The organism is Candidatus Borreliella tachyglossi, from assembly GCF_003076595.1.
GTDB classification, from domain to species: domain Bacteria; phylum Spirochaetota; class Spirochaetia; order Borreliales; family Borreliaceae; genus Borrelia; species Borrelia tachyglossi.
In genome coordinates this window covers 356,717-378,830 of sequence record NZ_CP025785.1, presented here as the reverse complement: position 1 = coordinate 378,830, position 22,114 = coordinate 356,717, and the positions used below count along the sequence as shown (strand labels likewise).

The following is a 22,114-nucleotide window of genomic DNA, read 5'->3' as shown; positions in this document are numbered from 1 at the left end:
AACCCATACAGTTTTGCCAGTATTAACACGCTCTCAAGTACTTGTAAAACAATAATGGATCCCGTAATTCTTATTTTTGTTTGTGGGATACTTGTCTTCAGCATAATCTTAAAATATTATGTTATGATATTATATTATGAAGATAAAATCAAGTTTTATTTGTGTAGGAATTAATTGAATGAAAAAGAAGTTTTTAATATTTGCATACTCTTTATTGGCTTTCAGTATCAGTTCTTTAGTTATTGTAGAGTCTATCTTTGCGCAAGCAGATTCTTCTAAGGCTAGGTTATCCGCATCAAATTATGGTCAGATGATGATGGAAGCTTTTGATTTTATTAAAAGGAACTATGTTGAACCTGTTAATGATGAGGCTATTTTTGAAGGAGCATTGAAAGGTATGTTTCAGGCCTTGGGGGATCCATATTCTCAATATTTGACAAAAAAAGATTTAGAAGAAATTTCAAAAACTACGGAAGGGAATTATGTCGGCATTGGTGTAGCTATTGTTAAGAAGAATGATTCTCAGAAGACCGAGAATCTTGAGCCTGGTGCATCTTATGTTATGATTGCTACTTCTTTTGAAGAGGGGCCTGCTTATAAGGCTGGAATTAGGCCTGGCGATTACATTGTGGCTGTTGATGGTAAGAGTGCTACTTCAATGACAGTAGAACAAATTGTTGAGCTTTTAAGAGGTAAAGTGGGTACAAAAGTTAAAGTTTCTATTTTAAGAGGAAAAGATTTAAAGTTGGAATTTGAACTTGCAAGAGAGAAATTAGATATACAGACTATTAAGTACGATGTTATTAAGCAAGATGTTGGGTATATTAGAATACTAAGTTTTAATCCAAATACTAACATCTATTTTAGAAAAGCTTTAGACAAACTTAAGTCTCAAAATATCAAATCTTTGATTCTAGACTTAAGGCTTAATACAGGAGGTTTTCTGAAAGATGCAATAGAAATAGCTGATGATATTTTGGAGAAAGGGATCATTGTCTCAACAAAGGCAAGAGATTCAAAGGCGCCTTTTGAGTATAAAGCCAGTTCTAACCATTTAGTACCTTTGGATATGAAAATTGTTGCTTTGATCGATAAAAATTCAGCATCAGCATCGGAAGTTTTAGTGGGAGCTTTAAAAGATAATAAGAGAGCTTATGTTATAGGAGAAAAGTCCTATGGTAAGGGAGTAATTCAGAATGTAGTGCCTTTCCATACTGGAGGGTTTAAGATTACAAATTCAAAGTACTATACTCCATCTGGTCAAAGTATTCATAATATTGGAATTAAGCCCGATTTAGAGATTGTTGTACAAGATCTTTCTGAGGCTGAAGCTTTAGTATATAAGGAAATTTTCGATAAGCGCTTGGTAGAAGACTTTTTGAAGGGCAAAAAATCTATTACTGAGAGCGAAATAGATGCTTTTATGGATAATCTTGATCATGAGCATGCAAACTATGCCATAGATAGAGACTTTTTAGGTCAGTATGTGCTTGCTAAGTTTTATCAAAATACAAATCAAGAAGTGCCAATTTATAATCTGCATTATGATAAGGCGTTAAGGGCTGCTTATGAATATCTTTTAGGGGGAGCTAAAAATAATCTGTGAAGCAAATAGTCTTAGACGATAGCTGTTTATTTGGGAATGATATTGTTATTGATGATATTAAGATTTATCATTATCTTGTCGATGTGAAGCGGATGCAGGTGGGGGATACATTAAGTGTTCTCTTAAAAGGGAAAGAAGTGAGATTTGTCGAGATTGTAGCTATAGATAATAAACTCATTAAGCTTTCTACTTTAAGAATAGATCAAATAAAAGAGCGTGATTTTGAAATAGATATGTTTATCTCTAGTCTTAAGGGTAGAAAATTAGATTTAAGTTTAAGGCAAATTGTTGAAATTGGAGTAGACCGGGTAAATATTGTTAATGCTGATCATTCTGTTTCTAAAATAAACATGGATGATTTGGAGTTTAAGAGTTTAAGATTTTCAAAAGTAATTGATGAAGCTTTGAAGCAGAGTGGCAATACTCAGGCTCCGAGTGTTAATTTTTATAAAGATTTTTTTAGCATTCCTTATTCATCATTTGTTAATTATTATGTTGCTCATCAGGAAGGTGTTTTGCTAAGCTGTGGTGATGATATTAGTAATTTGGGGAAGATTGGAATTTTAATAGGACCTGAGGGTTGTTTTTCAAAGTCAGAAATTAACTTTTTTAAAGAATTAGATTTTAAATTTGTAAGGTTTAATACCCCAATTTTGAGAGCGGACACAGCTATTGTTTATTCGCTTGCTTATTTTAAAGTATTATTAGAGGGTAATAATGGCTAATTTAAAAGATATATATTCAAAACCCGATAGGATTTATTTTTGTGGAGTTCCAATAGATGCATTTAAGGATAACAATAAATTGATAAGTCGATTTGGGTATCTTTTATCTCATCCATATCATTCAATAGTTATTTTTATTGATTGTAAGGGTTTGTTAAAATTTTTGATGTTTAAAAGATTTAGAAACCTTGTTAAGGACTCGTCACTTGTTTTTTCAAATTCTAAGTTATTAAGATTTCTATGCAAATTTTTTACAAAGGTTGATATTGGTTATTACGATTCTAATTCAATTTTACTTGTTTTAATGAGTATACTAGAAAATACGTATAAAACATGCTATATTATTGACAAGGATAAGATAATTTCTAAAAAAAAATTTTTAAGATTAAAAGAATCACATAAAGAGATTAACTTTATTGGCTATTATGATTTGAAAGCTGTTAAGAGAAACAAGGAAATGTTTTTTGCAAATATTAACAAGCTTACCCCTAGCATGATAATAAGTTTTTGTAGCAATGATTATCTTGAAAGTTTATTTCATGTAAATAAGTTTGGTATTAGAACTAATCTAAGTGTGTTTTTATGACTTCTTTTAATTTAAGTATTAGTGAAAATTTGTTATACGAGGTAAAAAATGGCATTTGTATTAGATCAACCTGTAGTTTATCCAATGCAAGGAATAGGTAAAATAAAAACTATTCAAAATAAAGAATTTAATGGTGAATTTATTGATTATTATGAGATATATTTTCCGTTCAATGAGATGACTTTTATGGTACCAGTTTCTAGAGCTGATGATCTTGGGATTAGAGCTTTGGTTAGTAAAGAAAAGATAGTAGAGGTCTTTGATGTTATTAAAGAATTTGAAGGCCAAATAGACCAGAAAAAAATTAAAGATGGTAGCCATGATTTTTATAAGCAAAGTGATATATTAAATACTGCTAAATTATATAAATTCTTATATACAAAGTCTACTCAAAAAGAATTGCCCTTCTATGAGAAAAGGATTTTAAATGATTTTGAGTTAATTTTGGAACATGAAATTAGTTTGGCCTTGCAAATTAGCTTTGAAGAGGCTAAGCAGAAAATTAGAGATGTTCTGCCTGTTAAAAAGTCTTAAAGTATCTTTTTGACTTTTGGGAATTTGTTATGTTAAATGTTTTGAGGTTTATTTTTTTAATAGCTTATAGATTTATTTTTGTATTTTTTCTTTTGTCTTTAATTTTTATTTGCATATTTTATTTAAGATATAAGTTCCTATATGTAAATTTTTCCATTTTTAGTTACGATCTTTATTATAATGCTTATCTTTATGTCTTTCCTTTAGCTCTTGTTATTACTTTTATGAGGGTTTCTTATCCTATGGATGTAGAACTTTTAGGAGCTTCCAGATCTTTATATTTTATCATTTTTGTTTTTATATTATTGTTATCTTACTTTGGATTCTTAGCAGCCATTAATTTTAATTCTATCTTTGTGGGTTTCCAGGAAAGAGATGATAAAATTATTAAGGATGGGGTAGTACATTTTTTTGATGACAAGATAACGCTTTATAGCAAAGATGCTAGATTTTTTGGATTTAAAGGTCTGCTGAGAGTTGAGCACAATGATCTTGATGAATCAGATTTTAAGGGGTTTATATATAGACCAAATTTTTCTAAATTTAATGTTATTGATTCTAGTGAAGATAAAATTTTGGCTCAGAGAACACATCGTAAATGTATGAGTGTTATTTTTAATGATTTAGACACTTTGAATACTTTTTTACTTTCTTTAGGATACTTTGGCTTGATGTTTAATATATTGGGGTTTACTTTGCTTTTGTTTTCATTCTCTTATGTGTTTAATCTTATATTTTCAAGTAGTTTTTCTTTGTTCCTTTATCCTATATTTGTTATACTATTTTTTAAAATTTACAATCTTTATGCAATTGAGTTTCCTAAAAATTTTAATTTGATTATGGGAAGAAATGTAATTTCTGATTATATACCTTTTATTTTCTGTGTTCTAACCTTCTTTTCTAGTTATTTGTTTGGGTTTATTTCTGAATATGTTAGGCTTGGTGAAGAATTTGAAAATAGCTTGCGTTAGGATAACTTTGTAGAATTTATGAAAAAAGAATTGTATGCCTTTTTAAGTAATTTTATTAGTTTTTTATTTTTATTTATTGTTTTGGTTTTTAGTTATACATATTTCTTAGGGGCGGATTATTTAGAGAGATATAGGTTAATCGCCACATTTTTTGATGTTATTATAAGTATTTACAATTATTTTAATGGATTTTTTATTTTTTTTATTTGTATTTACTTTATTTTTTTAAGTAAATATGAAACACGACTTTATCTGAAAGAATATAGAGGATATTTATTTAGTAGGTTTTACCCGTTCATATTTTTATTTTTTATAGTAGGGATTGTTTTGACGCTTGTTTTCAACTTGATTTTGCCTCACGTTCATACTCAAAGAAGTGAGTATAAGTATAGCTATGAGAGATATAATTTCCTTGACAGTCAAGCAAATGAAATAATTATCAAAGTTAAAGACATAGATATAAATTTATCTGCAAATAAGATTTTAGATGCGGATGATTTACTTGGTGCAATGAATCAAAAAAGAAAACATCTTGAAGAGTTACTTAGAATATATAATAAGATGAGACTTATTGATTATTCTAATGATGAACTTTCAACTAATTATTACTTGGTGAAGTCGGAATATGACAGGATGCCTATTTATGATGTTGATTTAGAAAAGGTTAGGAAAAATATTAAGATGTATTTACTTAAAAATCTTACAAAAGATGATTTTAAAAATATTGTTAATGAATTTATTGATAAAGGTGATTATTCTACAGCCAACTACTTTGCTTACATAGGATTTGCTTCTACTAGAGACGATGAACTTGCTGTTCTTTTGAATTTAACTTTTAAGGCTTTAAGTGAATATAAGAATATCGAGATTGAAAAGAGGTATTCAGTTTTTGAAGAGAAGCAAAAAAATTTTTTATATCTTAATACAGAAAAATTTAAACCTGCATATTATGGATTCTTAAAGCTTCATAAGTTATTTCCAAATGATAATGAGATCTTGAGCTATAAGAATAAATCTTTGGAAAAACTTCGAGGTGAATATCTTTTCTTCGATGAGATTGAAAAATATTATGAATATTACGGTATAAACGATGTATTTTTATTTCAACCCGATTCTACTAATGGAACATATGATTATATCTATATGCAAAAGGTTGTAAATAGCGTTTCTTATATAAAGATGGTTAAAAATTTTGAACTTATTAGGTTTAATAAGTTGGGGAGTGTTATATTACATGTTAAAGTACCATTTGCTACTCTTAAGGGTAATCAGGTTTATCAGAATGTTTTAGATAAGGACAATGAAGATAACAGAATTACTGCTACTACTGTTATGGTATCACCTAGAGGCTTTGAGTTAAGTGAATCAAACGTTATTAATATTAATAAAGATGTTAACAATTTACATTTATTTTCAAATTCTAGTAGAGATAGTGTATTTTTACCTATTCAAGATCTACCAAATGCTTTTAATCAAATTGGAATGCTTAATTTAAGGTTAATAAGTATATTCTCTTCGAGCCTTTTTTTATTGATAAATCCTATCTTATTGGTTCTTTTGGGGGTTTTATTTATGTCTGTATCTTCTAAAGTAAGTTTTGAATTTGAGTCAAAACTTATAATATTTTTAATATCCTTAATAATAGCTATTTTCGCAGGTATCATTTCACTTATTGTCAATTACTTGTTATTTATTTTAATAGCACTCTTGATCCAAATATTCATTAATATATATATCTCTTTCTTTTTTATTTTTTCTGCCCTACTGTTTATTGTTTTTCATTTAATACTAGTTAGTTATAGGGAATCATAGATTTATTCAAGGTTTTTATTTGTTATATTAGATAAAAATAATTCATTAATCATTTGATTTTCTTTCTCTATTTGTTGTTTATTTAATATATATGAATTTTTATTTATATGATTTTCATCAATAATAAATGAAGGTATGTGTTTTGTTATATGCTTTAATTTTAGGTTCAAACTTTTATAAGGTGTAAATCCACTTACGAATCCAAAATGTTCATTAAATTGAGCTCTGTCTTTCATTTCGATAAGATTCCTTTGCACCTCTTGATTTAGTATCCATTTAATAAATCTCTCTATAGGTCTTGATAACTCTTTAACGCCCATAAAAGTTATATTGGATGCTGATGAATTTTTTTCACTATTAGTTAAATATGAAAAATTGATTTTGGATTTAACGTCTTTATTTAAACCATTATAATACGCCAAGTCAGTTAATCCTGCAATTAAAAGAGTGTTTTTTTCAAGTAATATTTTTTCTAAATGTAGATATTTATATTTCTCTGTGAATTTTTTTTGCAGTTCAAGTTCATTTGCGTCTATAAAAGACTTAAAGTGATTGACCATATCTGACATTTTTTCCTCATAATATTCTGGTTTGTTATTTCCAAAATAAAAGTTTATGTCATTTATTTCAGATAGTATGTAAAATAGACTTTCAGAGATATAGGGAGAAATAAAAAGTTTTTTATTTTTTTGGAAGCTTTTATATATCTCTTTAATATTTTCTAAGTCAATGTATTTTTTTATATTATAATCGTTTTTATATATCAAGATGGGAATATCAAAGCTTAAGGGAATAATTCTATATGTAAACTTCTCAGATATATTCTTTAATATTGGATAATCTGGGCAATAATACTTATGAATATTTTTAAAGTTTTTTATTATATTTATATTGTCTATATTTTTTGAAATAACTATTTGAGCATCCTCGTTGTTAATTGTTTGTATATTAATATGATCTTTGTATTTAACAATAAAGCTTGCTTTATTTTCGATATTAAATTGATTTATATAAAATGGAATGATTTTGTTGTCGGTCAATATGATGATAGTACCATCTCCTGAGCAACTAAAAATTAAAGTAAAAACTATGACTAAGATTGATTTATTTATGCGCATAAAAATTATTTCTTTTATTTCCTTTCATTTTACAATAAATTATGTATAATTTTTATAGTTATTCTGATATTTTTGATTTTAAATATTTTAAAGATTGTTAGTTTTGGAACTTAATGTTTTGCGGGGAGAGTAGCAAATTTGGGTTTATTGAATTTTTTAGTTTCTATGTTTAATAGAGAGCTTACTCCTGAACAAGTGAGGCAAAAAAGACTTAGAGAAGTAAAGAGCAATTTAGGCAGGATAAATAATTTTTTTAATGCTTCAAAAATTCAAGCTTTGCCACAGTTTGCTAAATTTATTTATGGTTTTTACAAAACCTTTGCTCCTTTGAAGTTCTTTGTACAGCGGTATAAAAATTCAAATAAAATAATTCAATTTGTTGTTGAGAAATATTTAAATGAGAGTCAAAGGAGAGCTTTGGATTACATTTATTCTTTCTCAGCTAGTGATGTGGTGAGTTTTACACCGGATGTTCCTAAGAATTTGAATAATAATTTGAGTTATTTATTTAAAAACATAACTCAGGAGCAAATCAAGTTAATAGATGAGACTTGTGGAGCTTTGGATATCTTTTTTGAATTAGTATCCTATCCGTATTATTCGATCATTAAGAATTTTGATAATTTATTACCAGAAGATGATCTTGCATATAAGCCGAGATTTAGTGCCGTTGGTTGTGGTTTAATTCTTGATGAGCTTAAGGACTTTTTGGAATGTATATATTCTGTTAGAGATTTTGCTATTTGGAAAAATCTTTATGATATCCTTTTAGAAGTATATGGAGATAAGGGTAATTTTCCCATTAAGCCAAATATTTGGCTGAAGATGTTAACTTCTATTGTTGAGATAAATAAAAATAAAGAGATTTTGTATCTTATAAGGTATGTTAGTGGAGATCCTGATTATTTTCCCATATCTAATACTAAGAAGTCAAAGCCGATGGCGAGAACATTTTTTAATGACTTGACTAAACATGTTGCAAATGAGATAGAAAAAATTAAGGTTTTTCAAAAAAATAGCAAATCTAAGATCATAGCTGAGAAATTGTTTCCTGGAGTTACTCCTTTAAGTTTAGATAATTATAGTGAAAGGATGAATACTAAGATTACATCTAAAATTGTGAGCACTGCTGGATATGTTTATTATGAGCTTTTGGGATATTTGAAAACCTATGCAATTAATTTTGTGAAAAAGGATCTCAATGATATTATCAATATCCTTATTATTAAGGGGCAATGGAAGGTTATGGAGATCTCTAGAAATATGTCTAATGATATGCATTCTTTAATTAGTACTTATTCAAGTCTTATTGATTTCGATAATAATCTTGGTGATCATGGTAATTATGGAAATAGAATTAATGCTCTTTTGCATAGAGCTTCTGTTGGAGATAAGTCATCAGAGAAATTGTTGTTAAATATAATAGCAGATATTAATAAGAAGGCTTTTGTCTTGTTAAATGAGTATTATTCAAGAATTTATTCTATGGAACAACGCTTGAAAGATTGCTTAGAGGATTATATGAAATCTTCTTCAGAAAGGGAACTTATTTACAACTGGAAAGAGCTTGATACTGATCTTGCAAAGAGCTATGGAAATAATGTAAGCTTTGGTAGTATGATTAAAAATATAGTGGGTAACTTAAGTTTATTTTTAAGGTTAATGGATTTATATTTAGAGAGGAAACATACGGTTTAGGAGTTTTATATGGGAAGAGAATGTGCAATAACAGGAAAGAAGACGATATTTGGAAATAATGTTCCAAGGAAGGGGCTTGCTAAGAAGAAGGGCGGTGCAGGGCAACATATTGGTGTTAAGACTAAAAGAGTTTTTAAAGTAAATTTAATAAATAAGAAGTTTTTTGTTCCTGAGCTTGGAAGAAGTGTTAATATTAAGGTTTCTGCGAATGCTTTAAGGAGTATTTCAAAAGTTGGTCTTGATGGTTTTTTGAAAAAGAATCATAAGAGAATAGAAAACTTCATTTAAAAGTTTATTTTTAACTTATTAGTATATTTTCTATTACTGAATATTCGTTATTGTTACTGGTAGTCTTGTAATGTATGAATTCGAACTTTTTAAAAATTTTATGAATTATTATAATTGCATTTATGTTCTCAGGGAATATTTTACGTGCATTGTAATATTCTAGAATACATGAAGAATCTAAGTTATCTGCAATCAAGAGTTTCTTTAATGTTGTTGCTAGTTTGATAGCTTTTGCTAAGTTTGTAGAGTGTGAAATAAAGTGAGAAAGGAATAAAAAGGAGTTTTCTTCTTTGCTTGTAAATGGCTTTAGGAATGAGCAAAATTCTCTTAAAGTTTGATTTTTAAGATTACCCAGAATGATAGGAATTATTTTTATCTCTTTTGTTATGTCTTTAATAAAATTTACTACAATTTCAATCTTGTGATCGTTTTCTATTATTATATCTTCTATGCTTGTAAATTCAAAATTTTTTATTAGATCTATGATATCTAGATTGACATCAATAGTTTCGTCTAATAATTTCCAAGCTTTATGAGTTGAAATATTGACACTCGAATTGTCTTTTGTTTGGGAGAATATAAACACATTTTTTGTATTCTCTGTAATTACCTTTTGAAATAGGTTAATATTTTTTAAGAAAAACTCATAAGCTCCATAACTAATTAACAGTGCTTTATGAGTTTTTATTTTATTTAGGTTTGATAATTCTAGGTTAAATTTATTAGTTGAGTAAAATATATTATCAACCAAACTATTTCTTATTTTGTTTATATGTTTCGCCCTTTAATTGCATCTTCTACTGTATTTATCTCTACGAACTCTGTGCCTTTCTGAGCGTCCCTATTTGGATTTCCAGAGGTAATAACTACAGTATCTGAATCTTTAACTATTCCTTGTTTCTTTAGCATCTCAAGAGAAGTTATTACGAATTCAGTCGTTCTCTTAAAGTTACTATCAACAAGATTGGAATAAACTCCATAAGAGAGTGATAATTCTCTTGCTATTCTTTCGTTATTCGTTGTAATAAATAGAGGGACACTTGCTCTGTACGTTGCCATTATTCTTGCAGTCCTTCCCTTTAGTGAGTCAACAATAATAGCTTTAATGGGCATTAGTTTTGTTGCATCCATTGCACATTTAATAATGTAGTTTCTGATAACTTTTTTGCTACAGAAAATTTCATCTCTAAATAATGTTTTTTCCCTATGTTTTTCAACTTCTCTAGCAATTCTGGTCATCATCTTAACAGCTTCAACTGGATATTTACCGTAAGCTGTTTCACCAGATAGCATTATAGCATCTGTACCATTTAAAATAGCATTAGCAACATCGGAAACTTCTGCTCTTGTAGGTCTCGGATTTTCAATCATTGTGTGCAGCATTTGTGTTGCGGTAATTACAGGTACTCCGTACTTAATACAGGTTTGTGTTATTTTAATTTGGGCTAGGGGGACATCCTCAGCAGGTATTTCAACCCCCATATCTCCTCTTGCGACCATAATTCCATAAGAATTCTTTGCAATCTCTTCAATATTATCAATTCCTTCTTGATTTTCAACTTTGGAAATAATTTTTACATCAGAATTGCCAGCAGCACTTAATATATCTTTAACATCTTGAATATCTTTTGCATGTCTTACAAATGAGTGAGCAATAAAATCAATATTTTGTTTTGCTGCAAGTTCAATAAATCCTTTATCCTTTTCAGTTACAGATTGTAGTTTAAGTGAAACTCCTGGTGTATTGATTGATTTTTTATTTTTAATTTGCCCGTCATTTTGAACCTCGCAGACTAATCTGTCTGCAAGCTTTTCAATAACAACCATTTCAAGTTCACCATCGTCAATTAAAACTTTAGATCCATTTGGAACTTCATTCACAAATCCATCATAATTGGTTTGCAATGTATTAGGATCATTAATAGGGGATGTTGAAATTATTACTTTATCTCCTATCTTAACGGGAATAGGATTTTCAATATTCGCTGTTCTAACTTCTGGTCCTTTTGTATCAATCATTAGAGCTATTTTATTTGAAACTTGTCTAACATTGTTGATTACTTTAATTGCGTCTTCGTGAGATTGATGAGCAGTATTAAGTCTTATTACATTTACTCCTGCATCATATAAATCTTTTATGTGTTCTGGGTCACATCTAAGGTCAGATATTGTTGCTACTATTTTTGTTAATTTATTGATCATTTGTTTTTCTCCTTAAAGTATTTAAATTTTATGCTTTTTAAGTTGTAATAACAATATTTTCCAAGAACTTGCCATTTTATTTTAAGTTCAAATGAAAATAATTTATAAAATTATTTTTTGTTTTTAGTTTTTCTAGTATTTTAAGATCTAATTTAATATTTAAATTTTTCTCCATGTTGGGTATTACAAGCCCTGTTTTTCCTCCCTTTACCCTTCTTAAGTATTTAACATGGGTGTAATAAAGATCAGCTTCACCCGATTTTCTTGCAGGCTTTGTATAAAAAACACATAAATTGCCAGCATCTAGCAAGACTTCAAGAGGAGGTGTTTTGTCTTTCTTATTTCTAATAAATACATACGCGCCAGGATAATCTCTTGTATGCAGCCAGTAGTCATTTCCCTTTGCCCAGCTTCTTAAAAGTTCATCGTTTTCCTTTGCATTTCTTCCTACAACGATTTCAAATCCACAAGAAATTAGATGAATGCCAATAGATGGCTTTTTTGGAAGTTTTTGTCTTTGTGTTCTTTCATTTGCAGATTCAATTAATTCTTCCTCATCTATGCAGGTTATCTTTAGCATTAATTTATCATATTCTTCTCTTGCGTATTGTAATTGTTCTGTTATAAGATCCAAGGAATTTTTGCTTTTTTTGTATTCTTTAAAATACTTTAAAGCATTGTCTTTAGGGAGCAATGTCTTATCTAGGACTATTGTAGTTTCTTCTCCTTTGCTGTTCTTTAGAAGGATAGCGTCCATCCCTTTTTTTATTATATGGATATTTGATAATATCATTTCGCCTTTTTCTTTTTTATTCTCGATTGTTTTAATTGAATCTATTTGTTTTTCTAAAGAACATATTCTTTTTTTTAAATTTGTTTTTGCTTGTTCATATTTCTTTATAAGTAGTTCTCTGTTGTGTGTTTTAGTTTCTATTGTTTCTAAGTTATCATAGTAATTTTCAATAAATTCTGAATAAGATAATTGACTATTGTAGCCATCCTTTAATGTGACTGACTTTTTTTGGATTGTATTATTATTTTCAATAAGCTCTTTGGCTTTTTTAAATATTTCACCTGTAATTTCTTTTGAGTTTGGTCTTCTATAATATGCATCAAGGATTTTAAAATTTGTATCTGTGGCAATTATGTTAGGAGATGATGGCCATAATTTTACGAAGAGGAAGAATATTCTTTCACCTTTTATCACTTCAATGAAAATTATTCTTTCATTTTTTATTTGATAAGCTTCAAGTATTTTACCGTTTTGAATTTTTGATTTTAAAAATTCAAAAAATCTTAAGGGGGGTTTAATATTTTCAAATTTTTTGCTTGTCTTGTGAATTCTAGTCGTTTTTGAGCCTAATGAGATTAATATATTAAAATTTTTTTCATTCTCTTCTATGTTGTAAAGTTCGATCACTAAAGTTTTATGGTTGGGCTGTTTAATTTTTTTGAAAAATGAATTTTTCAAAGGAAGTTCCTTAAGTAGGATGTTTATTTCATTGTAATTTAATGACATTTTAACCTCTGTAATCTTTTGCTAAATATGTTTATTATTAATGTGCAAAATGGTATATTATGAATAATAGCTTATTGTTTTAATAAGTTGTAGTATGGATATTAAGTATAAAGTATGTAATATATTTTGCTATTGAATTGAGCTTAATGTTGAAGAGTTGTTATAATGAAGAGAATAATATTAATTTTATATCCGTGTTTTATTTTCGCTCAAGTGTCTGCCAATCAATATTTTGAGGATATTTATTCTAGGTATCAAAACGTAGAAGATATGCAGGCTAAGATTAGTCTTAATATAAAGGGACTAAAGCAAACGGGGACTCTGCTTTATAAGTTTCCAGATAAGTTTATTGTTAATCTAGATTCAAATAGTCAGGTTTTTGCGAGTGATGGGGAACTTTTGACTGTTTATGTTCCATCGCTTGGTACTTCTTTTAGGCAACAATTAGTTGGTGGGAAAGGTAAGAGTGGTTTTATGCAGATTTTAAATACTGAATATAGTGTATCTTATACTAATTCTCCCAATTTGGAACCTCTTGACGAATCTGGAGGGAGCTCTGAGAATTTTATAAAATTGACTTTTTCACGGCGACTCTATAAGGGAGCTGCTACAATTGATTCTTTTATGATTGCTTTTGCTCAAAGTGGCGTAATTAGAAAAATTGTTGCTTATCCTACAGGAAGTGGTAGAGAGATAGTTATTGATCTTTTATCTGTGAAGTTTAATGTTGGAATTCCTGAAAGTAAATTTAAGTATGACCCGCCAAAAACTTCAAACAAGGTGGATAATTTTTTGTATGACGTTAAAAAAACTTGAGGTGTTGAACTATGGAAGAAAATGATTTCGTTAAGTTTGGAGATTTTTTAAAAAAGTCTAGAGTTGACAAGGGTTTAACTCTAGAGGTTATAGCTGATGAGATTAAAATTTCTGTTAAATATCTTAAAGCCCTTGAAGATTCTAATATTGAATTGTTTCCAAATGAAGTTTTAGCTGTGGGGTTTTTAAGAACTTATAGCGAATATTTAGATATTGATGTTTGGCATATGTCATCTCTTTTTAAGGAATATAAGAGAAGACTTAATGATAGCTATATTGGAATTAGGATTGAGGAGAAAAATATTGGTTCAAATTTTGCAAGCGAAGGAAGATTTGCGGGTAAGAACTTAGGTATTTCTAAGATTGATTCTTCTAAAATAATTAAAATATTAGTAGGAATCATTAGTCTTGTAGTGCTAGCATTTGTGAGCTTAAATTTTAGGGAAATTGATAGCTTTTTAAGAAAAGTTTTTAAAGCAAAGCATTCTGCAAGGAAAGCTCCAGAAATTCATGAAATTCTTTTTGATAGGGAAGCTTTTTGGAATGATTCACTTGGAGATGGTGATTTGTTATATTTAAGGTATGGTGATGTTGTTTCGAAATATAGAGTTTCTTTTATAAATGATGATCTGGTTATTACAAATGGTTTAAACAATAGTAGGCATATTTTTAAATTGGGCAGATCTAGAGAAATAGATTTTGATGATAATATAAGAGTTAAGATGATTTACGAGAATTATTCTTATGGTAACATTAAGAGAGCCCATGTAAGTTTAGAATCTGTTATTTTAAATATTGAATATGTACTTGAAACCAATCTTTCTAATAGATTTAATATTTTAAATTGGGGATTTGAGGTTAATGGACCTAGGAGTAGAATAGTTAGCGAGTATCCTACTCTATATTCTGCTCAGAATGTTGTCAAAATTGATTTAATTGTTGATTGTTTGAACGATACATTTTTAAGATATTCTGATGAGAGTAATCTCTCTGGCAAGTCTTTATTTGTATCCAAAGGTGATCCTCTTAATTTAAGTTTTCGAAAGTCTTTAATATTATTTTTGTCAAGACTTTCTGATGTTAATATTGTTCTTCGAGGCAAAGATATTACTTCCTTTTTGAAAAGTTATGAAAGAGAGGTAATGGCAGTTCAGTTTTTTTGGTTAAAGACTCCTGTAGGATTTGATCTTAAGGTTTCTGAAGTTTATTAATGGACAGGGTAGAAGCGTTCCTCTCTAGCTTGAATTCTGGTCAGAGAAAAATTGTTTTAGATGGTACTAAGAATCCTCTTCTCGTTCTTGCGGGTCCAGGTAGTGGTAAAACAAGGGTTATAACAGCTAAGATAGCTCATTTAATAAAGGTTGAAAAATTAAGACCAGAAGAGATCCTTGCTTTAACATTTACAAATAAAGCTGCAAGCGAGATGAATGAAAGGATAAATCATCTTTTTGATTTTGATAAGGCTTTACACATTCAAACTTTTCATTCTTTTGGTGCTTGGCTTTTAAGGCTTTATTTTAAAAAATTTGATAAGAATTATGATTCAAATTTTACAATCTGGGACACTAATGATGTTGTTAGATTTGTTAAGCAAATTGGACTTGCTCCAACCATTGAACTTGCAAAGGAGGTTTCGTCTTTAATAAGCAAGGGTAAAGAGACTAGCTTTTTAGATGATTATTTTGGTCTTGATGAAAAAACTTACAAGTGTATTAAAACTTACGAGCAAGAAAAATCTAGGAATAATGCTTTTGATTTTTCTGATCTTATCCTTAAGTCTGCTTTGATGTTGCGAGAGTCTTATGATATAAGGATGCGGGTTCAGAAGAGATTTAAGGCTATACTTGTGGATGAATATCAGGATACTAATTATGCACAGTTTTTATTTTTAAAAGAGCTTTATTGCCAAGATATGTATTTTATGGTAGTAGGAGATGAAGATCAGTCTATATATTCTTTTAGAGGTGCTAGGGTAGAAAATATTCTTGAATTTGAGAAGACATTTAATGATGTGTCTAAATATTATTTGGTACAAAATTATCGTTCTAGTTTAAGTATTGTAAATGTTGCAAATGCTGTTATTTCAAAAAACAAAAATCGATATGAGAAAGTAATAACTACAGAAAATCAGAAGGGCAATAAGATAAAATTTTTCGTTTTTCAGAATCCTACAGAAGAGGCTGAGTATTTTTCTCGCTTCCTTATTGAGAACAGACTTGAGACGGCAGTTCTTTATAGATTTAATTATCAATCTTTTCAGTTTGAAAAATCTTTCTTAAAACAAAATATCCCATATAGTGTGTTAGGTTCAATTAGATTTTATGAAAGGGAAGAGGTTAAGGATGTAATTTCTCTACTGAGACTTTTTGTAAATAAAAAAGATAGAGTTTCTTTCTTAAGGGTAATAAATAAACCTGCTAGGGGCATTGGGAAAACTAGTACAGATAAAGTAATTGGAATGCTAAATGATGGTGATGTTAATCTTGATTTAATTCTTGCGAGTAAAAAAGTTGCTGATAGTATTAAGGGTAAGGCAAGAGATTCTCTTATTGCTTTCTTGAGTCTTTATGATGAGCTAGGGCAAAGAATTCAAAGAGATGTTTATGTGAATTTATCTGCATTTATTAGAGATGTTGTAATTAAATTTGGACTTTGGGATTATTATCAAAAACTTGATAAGGATGAAAAATCTAGGAATATTGATGAACTTATTGGAAGTGGTGTTGAATATTCGGGTAGCTTTGAAGGGCTTGTAATATTTTTAGAAAATTCGTTTCTTTCGCCTTTAATGCACGGAGATTCTAAGTCTAGCGTACTTCTATCTTCAATTCATGGTGTTAAAGGTCTTGAGTTTGATAGAGTGATAATATCTGGACTTGAGAAGGGATTGTTGCCTTCTGAGATTGAAGAATTAACTGATGAGAGGCAGGAAGAGGAGAGAAGACTTTTTTATGTGGCTATTACTCGAGCTAAGGTAGAGCTTATTATTACAATTAGTTTGCAGAGATTTTTTGGAGGTATGCTCAGAAACACAGCTATTTCAGGGTTTTTTCAAGATATCAGCAAAGATGCTTATGATATGATTTTTGTTCCAGAATATTTAAGAGATAATTTTAAGTATTTTTTTGCCCATAGTTCTGGCAAGAGCTTTAATATTGGAGATTATATAACTTATAATGGAGAAAATGGGGTAATTATTGATAAATGGTATCAAAATGATGAGTCGTTTATTAAAATTAGTCTAAGGAATGGCAAGAAGGCTATTTTAAATTCAACCTATATGAGGGGGCTTTCTAAAATTTAGAGGTGACATGTGAAAGATATCCATTTAGAAAATAGTTTGAAATTGAGTTTATTAAGCTTAAGTGAAAGTGAAGAGCAGAAATTCGTTGAAAAGTTTAGAAAAACAGTTGAGATGTTAAATAGGATATCTGAACTCGATGTAGGAAATGATTTGCAAGAGAAAACATGCCAGATGTCTGATTTAAGGAATGATGAGAGTGTACCTTCTTTGACGATTGAATCTATTAAAAAATTTAGTAATTTATTTCTAGATGGATATTTCCCATCACCTAAGGTACTTGAATAGGGAGTATTGTTTTGGATTTAAGAAATATAAACTTAATCAAAATTAGGGAATTAGTGTTAACACGTCAGTGTAAGATTTATGATATTGTTCTCTCTTACAGAGAACAATATGAATCAAATAAGGATATGAATGGGTATATTGAGTTTTTCGATGATTCATTAGAATTAGCGAAAGAATATGATGTTCTATTGGATAGGGGTGAGGGACGGAATCTGCCTTTAATTGGCATGCCTATTGCTGTTAAGGATAATATTTCGATCAAAGATAAAAATTTAACTTGTGCTTCTGAAATTTTACAAGGTTATGTTTCGCCTTATGATGCAACTGTTATTAAGAGGCTTAAAGATAATGGTGCAATTTTGATTGGTAGAACTAATATGGATGAATTTGCAATGGGATCTTCTTGTGAGTTTTCTTGCTATGGGGCTACTCTTAACCCTTTAAACAAGGACTATGTTGTGGGTGGTAGTTCTGGTGGGTCTAGTGCTGTTGTTGCGGGATGTCAGGCTCCTTTTTCACTTGGTAGCGATACTGGAGGATCTGTTAGGCTCCCTGCATCCTTTTCTGGCATAATTGGGTTTAAGCCTTCTTACGGAGGTCTGTCTCGTTATGGACTTGTATCGTATGCGTCATCTCTTGATCAGATAGGATTTTTTGCTAACTCTGTTGATGATGTAGCTTTAATATTACAGCATACTTGTGGTATTGATAGGTTGGATGCTACTAGCATAGATATTTTTACAAATCCTTATCCATTGTTGAATAAATCTTTAAGAGGCGCAAAAGTAGCTGTCATTAAGGAACTTAGTGAAGATTTAATGGAGGCAGAGATTGCCTGCGAGTTTTCTAAATTTAAGGCTGGGCTTTTAAGTAAAGGTGTCCAAATACAGGAAGTTTCAATAAAGGAAGTTAGTTATATACTCTCTCTTTACTATTCAGTATCACCGGTTGAAGCTTCATCTAATCTTGCTCGCTATACTGGGCTTCGTTATGGGAAACGGATAAACGATGATTTGAGTCTTAGTGAGTTTTATTTTAAGCATAGAAGTTTGTTTTTAAGAGAAGAGGTAAAAAGGCGTATTGTGCTTGGGAATTATTTATTATCAGAAGGTTATGATTTAAAATATTATGCAAAGGCTCGCAGAATTATTGAAAATTTAATAGTTCCTAAGTTTGATGAGGTTTTTAATAATTTTGAATATATTATTACGCCTACAAGTTTTGTAAAGCCTTTTAAAATTGGTGAGAATTTTGATAATCCCATGAAAATGTATTATTCGGATGTATGTACTGTGATTGCAAATCTTGTGGGTTCTCCTGCAATTTCTCTCCCCTTCGCTAAAGACAATAAAGAATTACCCATTGGCATGCAGGTAATTGGGCAAGTTAAGAGAGATTTTGAGCTATTAAATTTTTCAAAAAATGTAATAGAGGAATTAAGATTAAATGGAATATAGATTACTCATTGGCTTAGAAGTCCATGTGCAATTAGGATTGCAGACAAAGGCTTTTTGTGCGTGCAGGAATGATTTTGGTGGGATTCCAAATTCTCGCACTTGCCCAACATGCCTTGGACTTCCTGGAGCATTACCTAGCGTGAATAAAGAACTGATTAATAGTGCAATTTTAGCTGGACATGCTACAAATTCTCGAATAAGAAATATTGTTAAGTTTGATAGAAAGCATTATTCTTATCCTGATTTGCCCAAGGGTTATCAGATATCTCAAAATGATGAACCCATTTGTGAGAATGGATTTATCTTTATTGAGGCTTCTTTGGGTTTGAAAAAAATTAATATTGTTAGAATACACATGGAAGAAGATTCTGGGAAGAGTTTACATTTACTTGAGAATGACAATCGAAGTTATATTGATTTCAATCGTTCAGGCGCACCATTACTAGAAATTGTCTCAGGTCCAGACATTAATAGTGGTGATGAAGCTGTGGCTTACTTAAGTTCTTTAAGGGAAATTTTTAGATATCTTGAGTTATCTGATTGTAGCATGGAAAATGGATCATTTCGTTGCGATGTTAACATTAATTTACTTATTAATGAGAATGGTATTGAATATAAGACTCCAATTGCTGAGATAAAGAATTTAAATTCTTTCAAATCCGTAAAATTGGCAATTGAATATGAAGAGGCGAGACAAAGAGAAGAATGGTTGCTTTATAGGCAAACTTTCGAAAGTGTAGGCAAACATACAAGAGGTTTTGATGATAAGCGGGGTATTACAGTGCTTCAAAGAAGCAAGGAAACAGTCGCAGATTATCGATATATTAAGGACCCCGATTTACCTTTAGTGAAGCTGGATGATGTATATATTGAAAACATAAGAACTAGTGATAAACTGGTAGAGTTACCTTTTGACACAAGAATTAGATTGAAAGAGCAATATGCTCTTAGTGATTTTGATATTGTTACTTTAGCTACTGATAAGCACTTGGTTAAATATTTTGAAGATGCAGCAGTAGGGGCAAGTGAGCCTAAGAGGGTAGCGAATTGGATATTATCTGAAGTGTTAGGTGTACTTAATGAGAGGGCAATAAGTATACTTGAGTTTGATTTACCGCCATCATATGTTAGAGAACTTGTTGAATTGATTGTTAGTGGCAAGATTAGTGGTAAGATTGCAAAAGAAGTATTTTTAGAAATGCTTGAGAGAAATGTTTCCTCTGCTGTCGTAGTTAGTGAGAAAAGTTTAGAACAGATAAGTGATAAATCTTTGATTGAATCAGTTGTGCTTGAAGTTTTAAATGAAAATCCTAAATCAGTTGAACTTTACAGAAAGGGTAAAAGTCATGCACTTAAGTTTATGATGGGGCAAGTTATGCAGAAAACTTCTGGCAAGGTTAATCCTGTTCTTACAAATGAGATTTTAATGGGCAAATTAAGGGATGTGTAGTGAATCTTTGGCGAGTTGCTTTCCAATAATTAAAAGGGCAAGATTTTTTTATCTTTATGATATTAATGGTAATAGATATTTGGATTTATACTTAAATGGAGGAAATAGCTTTTTAGGATATAGAATTCAAGGTTTAAATCTTATTCTTAAGCAGACTTTTTCAAGAGGTCTTACAGCTTCTTATCCTTCTGTGTTTAGAAAACAATTTGAAAATGTTCTTTTTGCGTTTTTTAAAGAAGCAGGATCTGTGTATATTTTTAAGTTTGAAAGAGATGCTAGAGAATTTTTATTGTCTCTAACAGGTCAGCAGTATTTTAGCAATCCTTGGGAAGAAAAGCAGGGGATATATGAATTTAAGGTTGGATTTAGTAACTTTAGGTATCCTATGCTTGTAAATATTCCAATGCCTGGATGTATGTCTATTAGTATTGTTATAGTAGATAATTTATCTAAAAAAATAGAATTTAGAGATAGTTTCGATGCCTTAACTTTAGCAGTTGCTAGACATATGCTTGCTAAAGTTTTGGCTTACGAAAAGAGCGTAAAAATTAATTTTGATATTTTTGCTACACCTATGTTTAGAGTAATTGATAGATATATGTTACCGCTCTATAAATCTGAGCATCATACTGAGATTTATAATGAGTATTTAAAGAATAGATATTTAATTAATCCTAATTTTGGAAATCCTTCACTTGTTCCTTTAAAATTTTCTAAAGGAGACTTAGATGGGTTTCGAAAAGTTTCTTTTAGGCTACAGGATAAATTTAGTTGTTAGTATTGACAGGGTAGCTTACAAATAATACAATAAGAAAGTATGATTTTGTAGAATATCTAAGTGGGGGCTATATATATTATTATGAATAGGGTAACGAATAATAAGACAATATGGATTAAGCCAAAGTATATAGAGAAAAAATGGTATGTAATTGATGCGGCTGATAAGGTCCTTGGTAGAATTGCTACAGAAGCTGTTAGAATTTTGAGAGGTAAACATAAACCTTATTATACACCACACCAAGATTTGGGTGATAATGTTATAATTATTAATGCTTCAAAGATTAGACTTACAGGTAAGAAATATTCTCAGAAAATTTATTATAGGCATTCGAGATATCCTGGGGGTCTTTATTCTGACACTTTTAGAACATTATCTGAGAGGAAGCCGACTGCACCCCTTGAAATAGCTGTTAAGGGTATGTTGCCAAAGGGGCCTTTGGGACGTGAGCTTTTTAGAAATCTTAGAGTTTTTGCTGGTTCTGAGCACACTCTTAAAGCTCAAACTCCTTGTAAATTAGAATCACATTATAGAGAGGAAAGATGACAAAGTCAAATGTTAAGGGTATTAATTTAGCAATGGGTACAGGAAGGAGAAAGTCTTCTGTTGCTAGGGTTTATATTAGAGACGGTAAGGGTGAGATTAAGATTAATAGTAGAGATTTTGGGTCTTATATTCAACTTGAAAATTTAAGGACAATTGCTTTGTCTCCATTGGTTTTAACAAATACTCTTGGAAAATATAATCTTTATATTAACATTTATGGGGGTGGCATTTCAGGTCAGGCTGGTGCTATTAGGCATGGCATTGCAAGAGCTCTTTATGATCTTGATGAAGGACATAGGGTGGTTTTAAAATCTAATGGATTTTTGACACGAGATTCAAGAAAGGTTGAGCGTAAAAAGTTTGGTAGGAAGAAAGCTAGAAAGAGCTTCCAATTTTCAAAAAGATAAGTATTTATACCT

21 protein-coding genes are annotated in these 22,114 nt (G+C 29.9%); 17 read left to right on the top strand and 4 right to left on the bottom strand.

Going from position 1 to position 22,114, the window contains the following annotated elements; translation table 11 throughout:
- The first annotated feature begins 178 nt into the window (after positions 1-178).
- From CR532_RS01840 to CR532_RS01815, 6 genes are read left to right on the top strand one after another with little or no spacing between them, the layout of a single operon-like run.
- Positions 179-1,606, top strand: coding sequence for a S41 family peptidase (locus CR532_RS01840; RefSeq protein WP_108729142.1), 1,428 nt, complete (start codon positions 179-181; stop codon positions 1,604-1,606).
- Entirely contained in the window at positions 1,603-2,331 is a 729-nt protein-coding gene (locus CR532_RS01835; protein ID WP_108729141.1) for a 16S rRNA (uracil(1498)-N(3))-methyltransferase, read from the top strand. The genes CR532_RS01840 and CR532_RS01835 overlap by 4 nt, the downstream gene beginning before the upstream one ends.
- Positions 2,324-2,917: a hypothetical protein gene (locus CR532_RS01830; protein WP_108729140.1), complete on the top strand. Its 594-nt coding sequence runs from the start codon at positions 2,324-2,326 to the stop codon at positions 2,915-2,917. Before CR532_RS01835 ends, CR532_RS01830 begins: the two co-directional genes overlap by 8 nt.
- Positions 2,918-2,965: 48 nt before the next feature.
- Complete coding sequence (locus CR532_RS01825) at positions 2,966-3,451, top strand: CarD family transcriptional regulator (protein WP_108729139.1); 486 nt, start codon at positions 2,966-2,968, stop codon at positions 3,449-3,451.
- Positions 3,452-3,480: 29 nt separating this feature from the next.
- Complete coding sequence (locus CR532_RS01820; protein ID WP_108729138.1) at positions 3,481-4,422, top strand: hypothetical protein; 942 nt, start codon at positions 3,481-3,483, stop codon at positions 4,420-4,422.
- An 18-nt stretch (positions 4,423-4,440) separates the two neighbouring features.
- On the top strand, positions 4,441-6,234 hold the full coding sequence (locus tag CR532_RS01815) for a hypothetical protein (protein WP_108729137.1): 1,794 nt from the start codon (positions 4,441-4,443) through the stop codon (positions 6,232-6,234).
- A 2-nt stretch (positions 6,235-6,236) separates the two neighbouring features.
- On the opposite strand, the gene CR532_RS01810 is transcribed toward CR532_RS01815, so the two are convergent.
- Positions 6,237-7,352 (bottom strand): hypothetical protein, encoded by a 1,116-nt coding sequence (locus CR532_RS01810; RefSeq protein WP_108729136.1) that lies wholly within the window; start codon positions 7,350-7,352, stop codon positions 6,237-6,239.
- Between the two features lie 138 nt (positions 7,353-7,490).
- Here CR532_RS01810 and CR532_RS01805 point away from each other — a divergent pair, with 138 nt between their 5' ends.
- Together CR532_RS01805 and rpmB are read left to right on the top strand one after the other, a co-directional pair.
- On the top strand, positions 7,491-9,050 hold the full coding sequence (locus CR532_RS01805) for a DUF5312 family protein (protein ID WP_511261631.1): 1,560 nt from the start codon (positions 7,491-7,493) through the stop codon (positions 9,048-9,050).
- 9 nt (positions 9,051-9,059) lie between these two features.
- Positions 9,060-9,338 (top strand): 50S ribosomal protein L28, encoded by a 279-nt coding sequence (gene rpmB, locus CR532_RS01800; protein WP_108729135.1) that lies wholly within the window; start codon positions 9,060-9,062, stop codon positions 9,336-9,338.
- Between the two features lie 10 nt (positions 9,339-9,348).
- On the opposite strand, the gene amrB is transcribed toward rpmB, so the two are convergent.
- From amrB to CR532_RS01785, 3 genes are all read right to left on the bottom strand, one after another.
- The gene (gene amrB / locus CR532_RS01795) at positions 9,349-10,089 is read right to left on the bottom strand and encodes an AmmeMemoRadiSam system protein B (protein WP_108729134.1); all 741 of its coding nucleotides are present in this window, start codon (positions 10,087-10,089) and stop codon (positions 9,349-9,351) included.
- 17 nt (positions 10,090-10,106) lie between these two features.
- Positions 10,107-11,540, bottom strand: a complete 1,434-nt coding sequence (pyk, locus tag CR532_RS01790) for a pyruvate kinase (RefSeq protein WP_108729133.1) — start codon at positions 11,538-11,540, stop codon at positions 10,107-10,109.
- Between the two features lie 76 nt (positions 11,541-11,616).
- Positions 11,617-13,059 carry an NFACT RNA binding domain-containing protein gene (locus CR532_RS01785; protein ID WP_108729132.1) on the bottom strand — a complete coding sequence of 481 codons (1,443 nt, stop codon included), beginning with the start codon at positions 13,057-13,059 and terminating at the stop codon, positions 11,617-11,619.
- Positions 13,060-13,224: 165 nt separating this feature from the next.
- Between CR532_RS01785 and CR532_RS01780 the strand changes: the two genes are divergently transcribed.
- The 9 genes from CR532_RS01780 (at position 13,225) to rpsI (ending at position 22,102) form a co-directional block, all read left to right on the top strand.
- Positions 13,225-13,875 (top strand): LolA family protein, encoded by a 651-nt coding sequence (locus CR532_RS01780; protein ID WP_108729131.1) that lies wholly within the window; start codon positions 13,225-13,227, stop codon positions 13,873-13,875.
- Between the two features lie 11 nt (positions 13,876-13,886).
- The gene (locus CR532_RS01775) at positions 13,887-15,086 is read left to right on the top strand and encodes a helix-turn-helix domain-containing protein (protein WP_108729130.1); all 1,200 of its coding nucleotides are present in this window, start codon (positions 13,887-13,889) and stop codon (positions 15,084-15,086) included.
- Positions 15,086-17,179, top strand: a complete 2,094-nt coding sequence (locus CR532_RS01770) for an ATP-dependent helicase (RefSeq protein WP_108729129.1) — start codon at positions 15,086-15,088, stop codon at positions 17,177-17,179. Before CR532_RS01775 ends, CR532_RS01770 begins: the two co-directional genes overlap by 1 nt.
- 9 nt (positions 17,180-17,188) lie before the next feature.
- Positions 17,189-17,464 carry an Asp-tRNA(Asn)/Glu-tRNA(Gln) amidotransferase subunit GatC gene (gene gatC, locus CR532_RS01765; protein ID WP_108729128.1) on the top strand — a complete coding sequence of 92 codons (276 nt, stop codon included), beginning with the start codon at positions 17,189-17,191 and terminating at the stop codon, positions 17,462-17,464.
- A gap of 11 nt (positions 17,465-17,475) precedes the next feature.
- A complete protein-coding gene (gene gatA / locus CR532_RS01760) occupies positions 17,476-18,921 on the top strand; it encodes an Asp-tRNA(Asn)/Glu-tRNA(Gln) amidotransferase subunit GatA (protein ID WP_108729127.1) in 1,446 nt (481 codons plus the stop codon).
- Positions 18,911-20,371 carry an Asp-tRNA(Asn)/Glu-tRNA(Gln) amidotransferase subunit GatB gene (gene gatB / locus CR532_RS01755; RefSeq protein ID WP_108729126.1) on the top strand — a complete coding sequence of 487 codons (1,461 nt, stop codon included), beginning with the start codon at positions 18,911-18,913 and terminating at the stop codon, positions 20,369-20,371. Before gatA ends, gatB begins: the two co-directional genes overlap by 11 nt.
- Positions 20,364-21,149, top strand: a complete 786-nt coding sequence (locus CR532_RS01750; protein ID WP_108729125.1) for a hypothetical protein — start codon at positions 20,364-20,366, stop codon at positions 21,147-21,149. The genes gatB and CR532_RS01750 overlap by 8 nt, the downstream gene beginning before the upstream one ends.
- A gap of 81 nt (positions 21,150-21,230) precedes the next feature.
- Positions 21,231-21,695, top strand: coding sequence for a 50S ribosomal protein L13 (rplM, locus tag CR532_RS01745; protein WP_108729124.1), 465 nt, complete (start codon positions 21,231-21,233; stop codon positions 21,693-21,695).
- Positions 21,692-22,102: a 30S ribosomal protein S9 gene (rpsI, locus tag CR532_RS01740; protein WP_108729123.1), complete on the top strand. Its 411-nt coding sequence runs from the start codon at positions 21,692-21,694 to the stop codon at positions 22,100-22,102. Before rplM ends, rpsI begins: the two co-directional genes overlap by 4 nt.
- Positions 22,103-22,114: the final 12 nt, after the last annotated feature.

Excerpts from the sequence above, each read along its gene's own strand:
- CR532_RS01775 (WP_108729130.1), top strand. The coding sequence starts at position 13,887 with ATGGAAGAAAATGATTTCGTTAAGTTTGGAGATTTTTTAAAAAAGTCT.
- rpsI (WP_108729123.1), top strand. The coding sequence starts at position 21,692 with ATGACAAAGTCAAATGTTAAGGGTATTAATTTAGCAATGGGTACAGGA.
- pyk (WP_108729133.1), bottom strand. The coding sequence starts at position 11,540 with ATGATCAATAAATTAACAAAAATAGTAGCAACAATATCTGACCTTAGA.
- CR532_RS01780 (WP_108729131.1), top strand. The coding sequence starts at position 13,225 with ATGAAGAGAATAATATTAATTTTATATCCGTGTTTTATTTTCGCTCAA.
- gatB (WP_108729126.1), top strand. The coding sequence starts at position 18,911 with ATGGAATATAGATTACTCATTGGCTTAGAAGTCCATGTGCAATTAGGA.
- CR532_RS01785 (WP_108729132.1), bottom strand. The coding sequence starts at position 13,059 with ATGTCATTAAATTACAATGAAATAAACATCCTACTTAAGGAACTTCCT.
- CR532_RS01770 (WP_108729129.1), top strand. The coding sequence starts at position 15,086 with ATGGACAGGGTAGAAGCGTTCCTCTCTAGCTTGAATTCTGGTCAGAGA.
- rpmB (WP_108729135.1), top strand. The coding sequence starts at position 9,060 with ATGGGAAGAGAATGTGCAATAACAGGAAAGAAGACGATATTTGGAAAT.
- rplM (WP_108729124.1), top strand. The coding sequence starts at position 21,231 with ATGAATAGGGTAACGAATAATAAGACAATATGGATTAAGCCAAAGTAT.
- CR532_RS01830 (WP_108729140.1), top strand. The coding sequence starts at position 2,324 with ATGGCTAATTTAAAAGATATATATTCAAAACCCGATAGGATTTATTTT.
- CR532_RS01820 (WP_108729138.1), top strand. The coding sequence starts at position 3,481 with ATGTTAAATGTTTTGAGGTTTATTTTTTTAATAGCTTATAGATTTATT.
- CR532_RS01810 (WP_108729136.1), bottom strand. The coding sequence starts at position 7,352 with ATGCGCATAAATAAATCAATCTTAGTCATAGTTTTTACTTTAATTTTT.
- CR532_RS01815 (WP_108729137.1), top strand. The coding sequence starts at position 4,441 with ATGAAAAAAGAATTGTATGCCTTTTTAAGTAATTTTATTAGTTTTTTA.
- CR532_RS01840 (WP_108729142.1), top strand. The coding sequence starts at position 179 with ATGAAAAAGAAGTTTTTAATATTTGCATACTCTTTATTGGCTTTCAGT.
- CR532_RS01750 (WP_108729125.1), top strand. The coding sequence starts at position 20,364 with ATGTGTAGTGAATCTTTGGCGAGTTGCTTTCCAATAATTAAAAGGGCA.
- CR532_RS01825 (WP_108729139.1), top strand. The coding sequence starts at position 2,966 with ATGGCATTTGTATTAGATCAACCTGTAGTTTATCCAATGCAAGGAATA.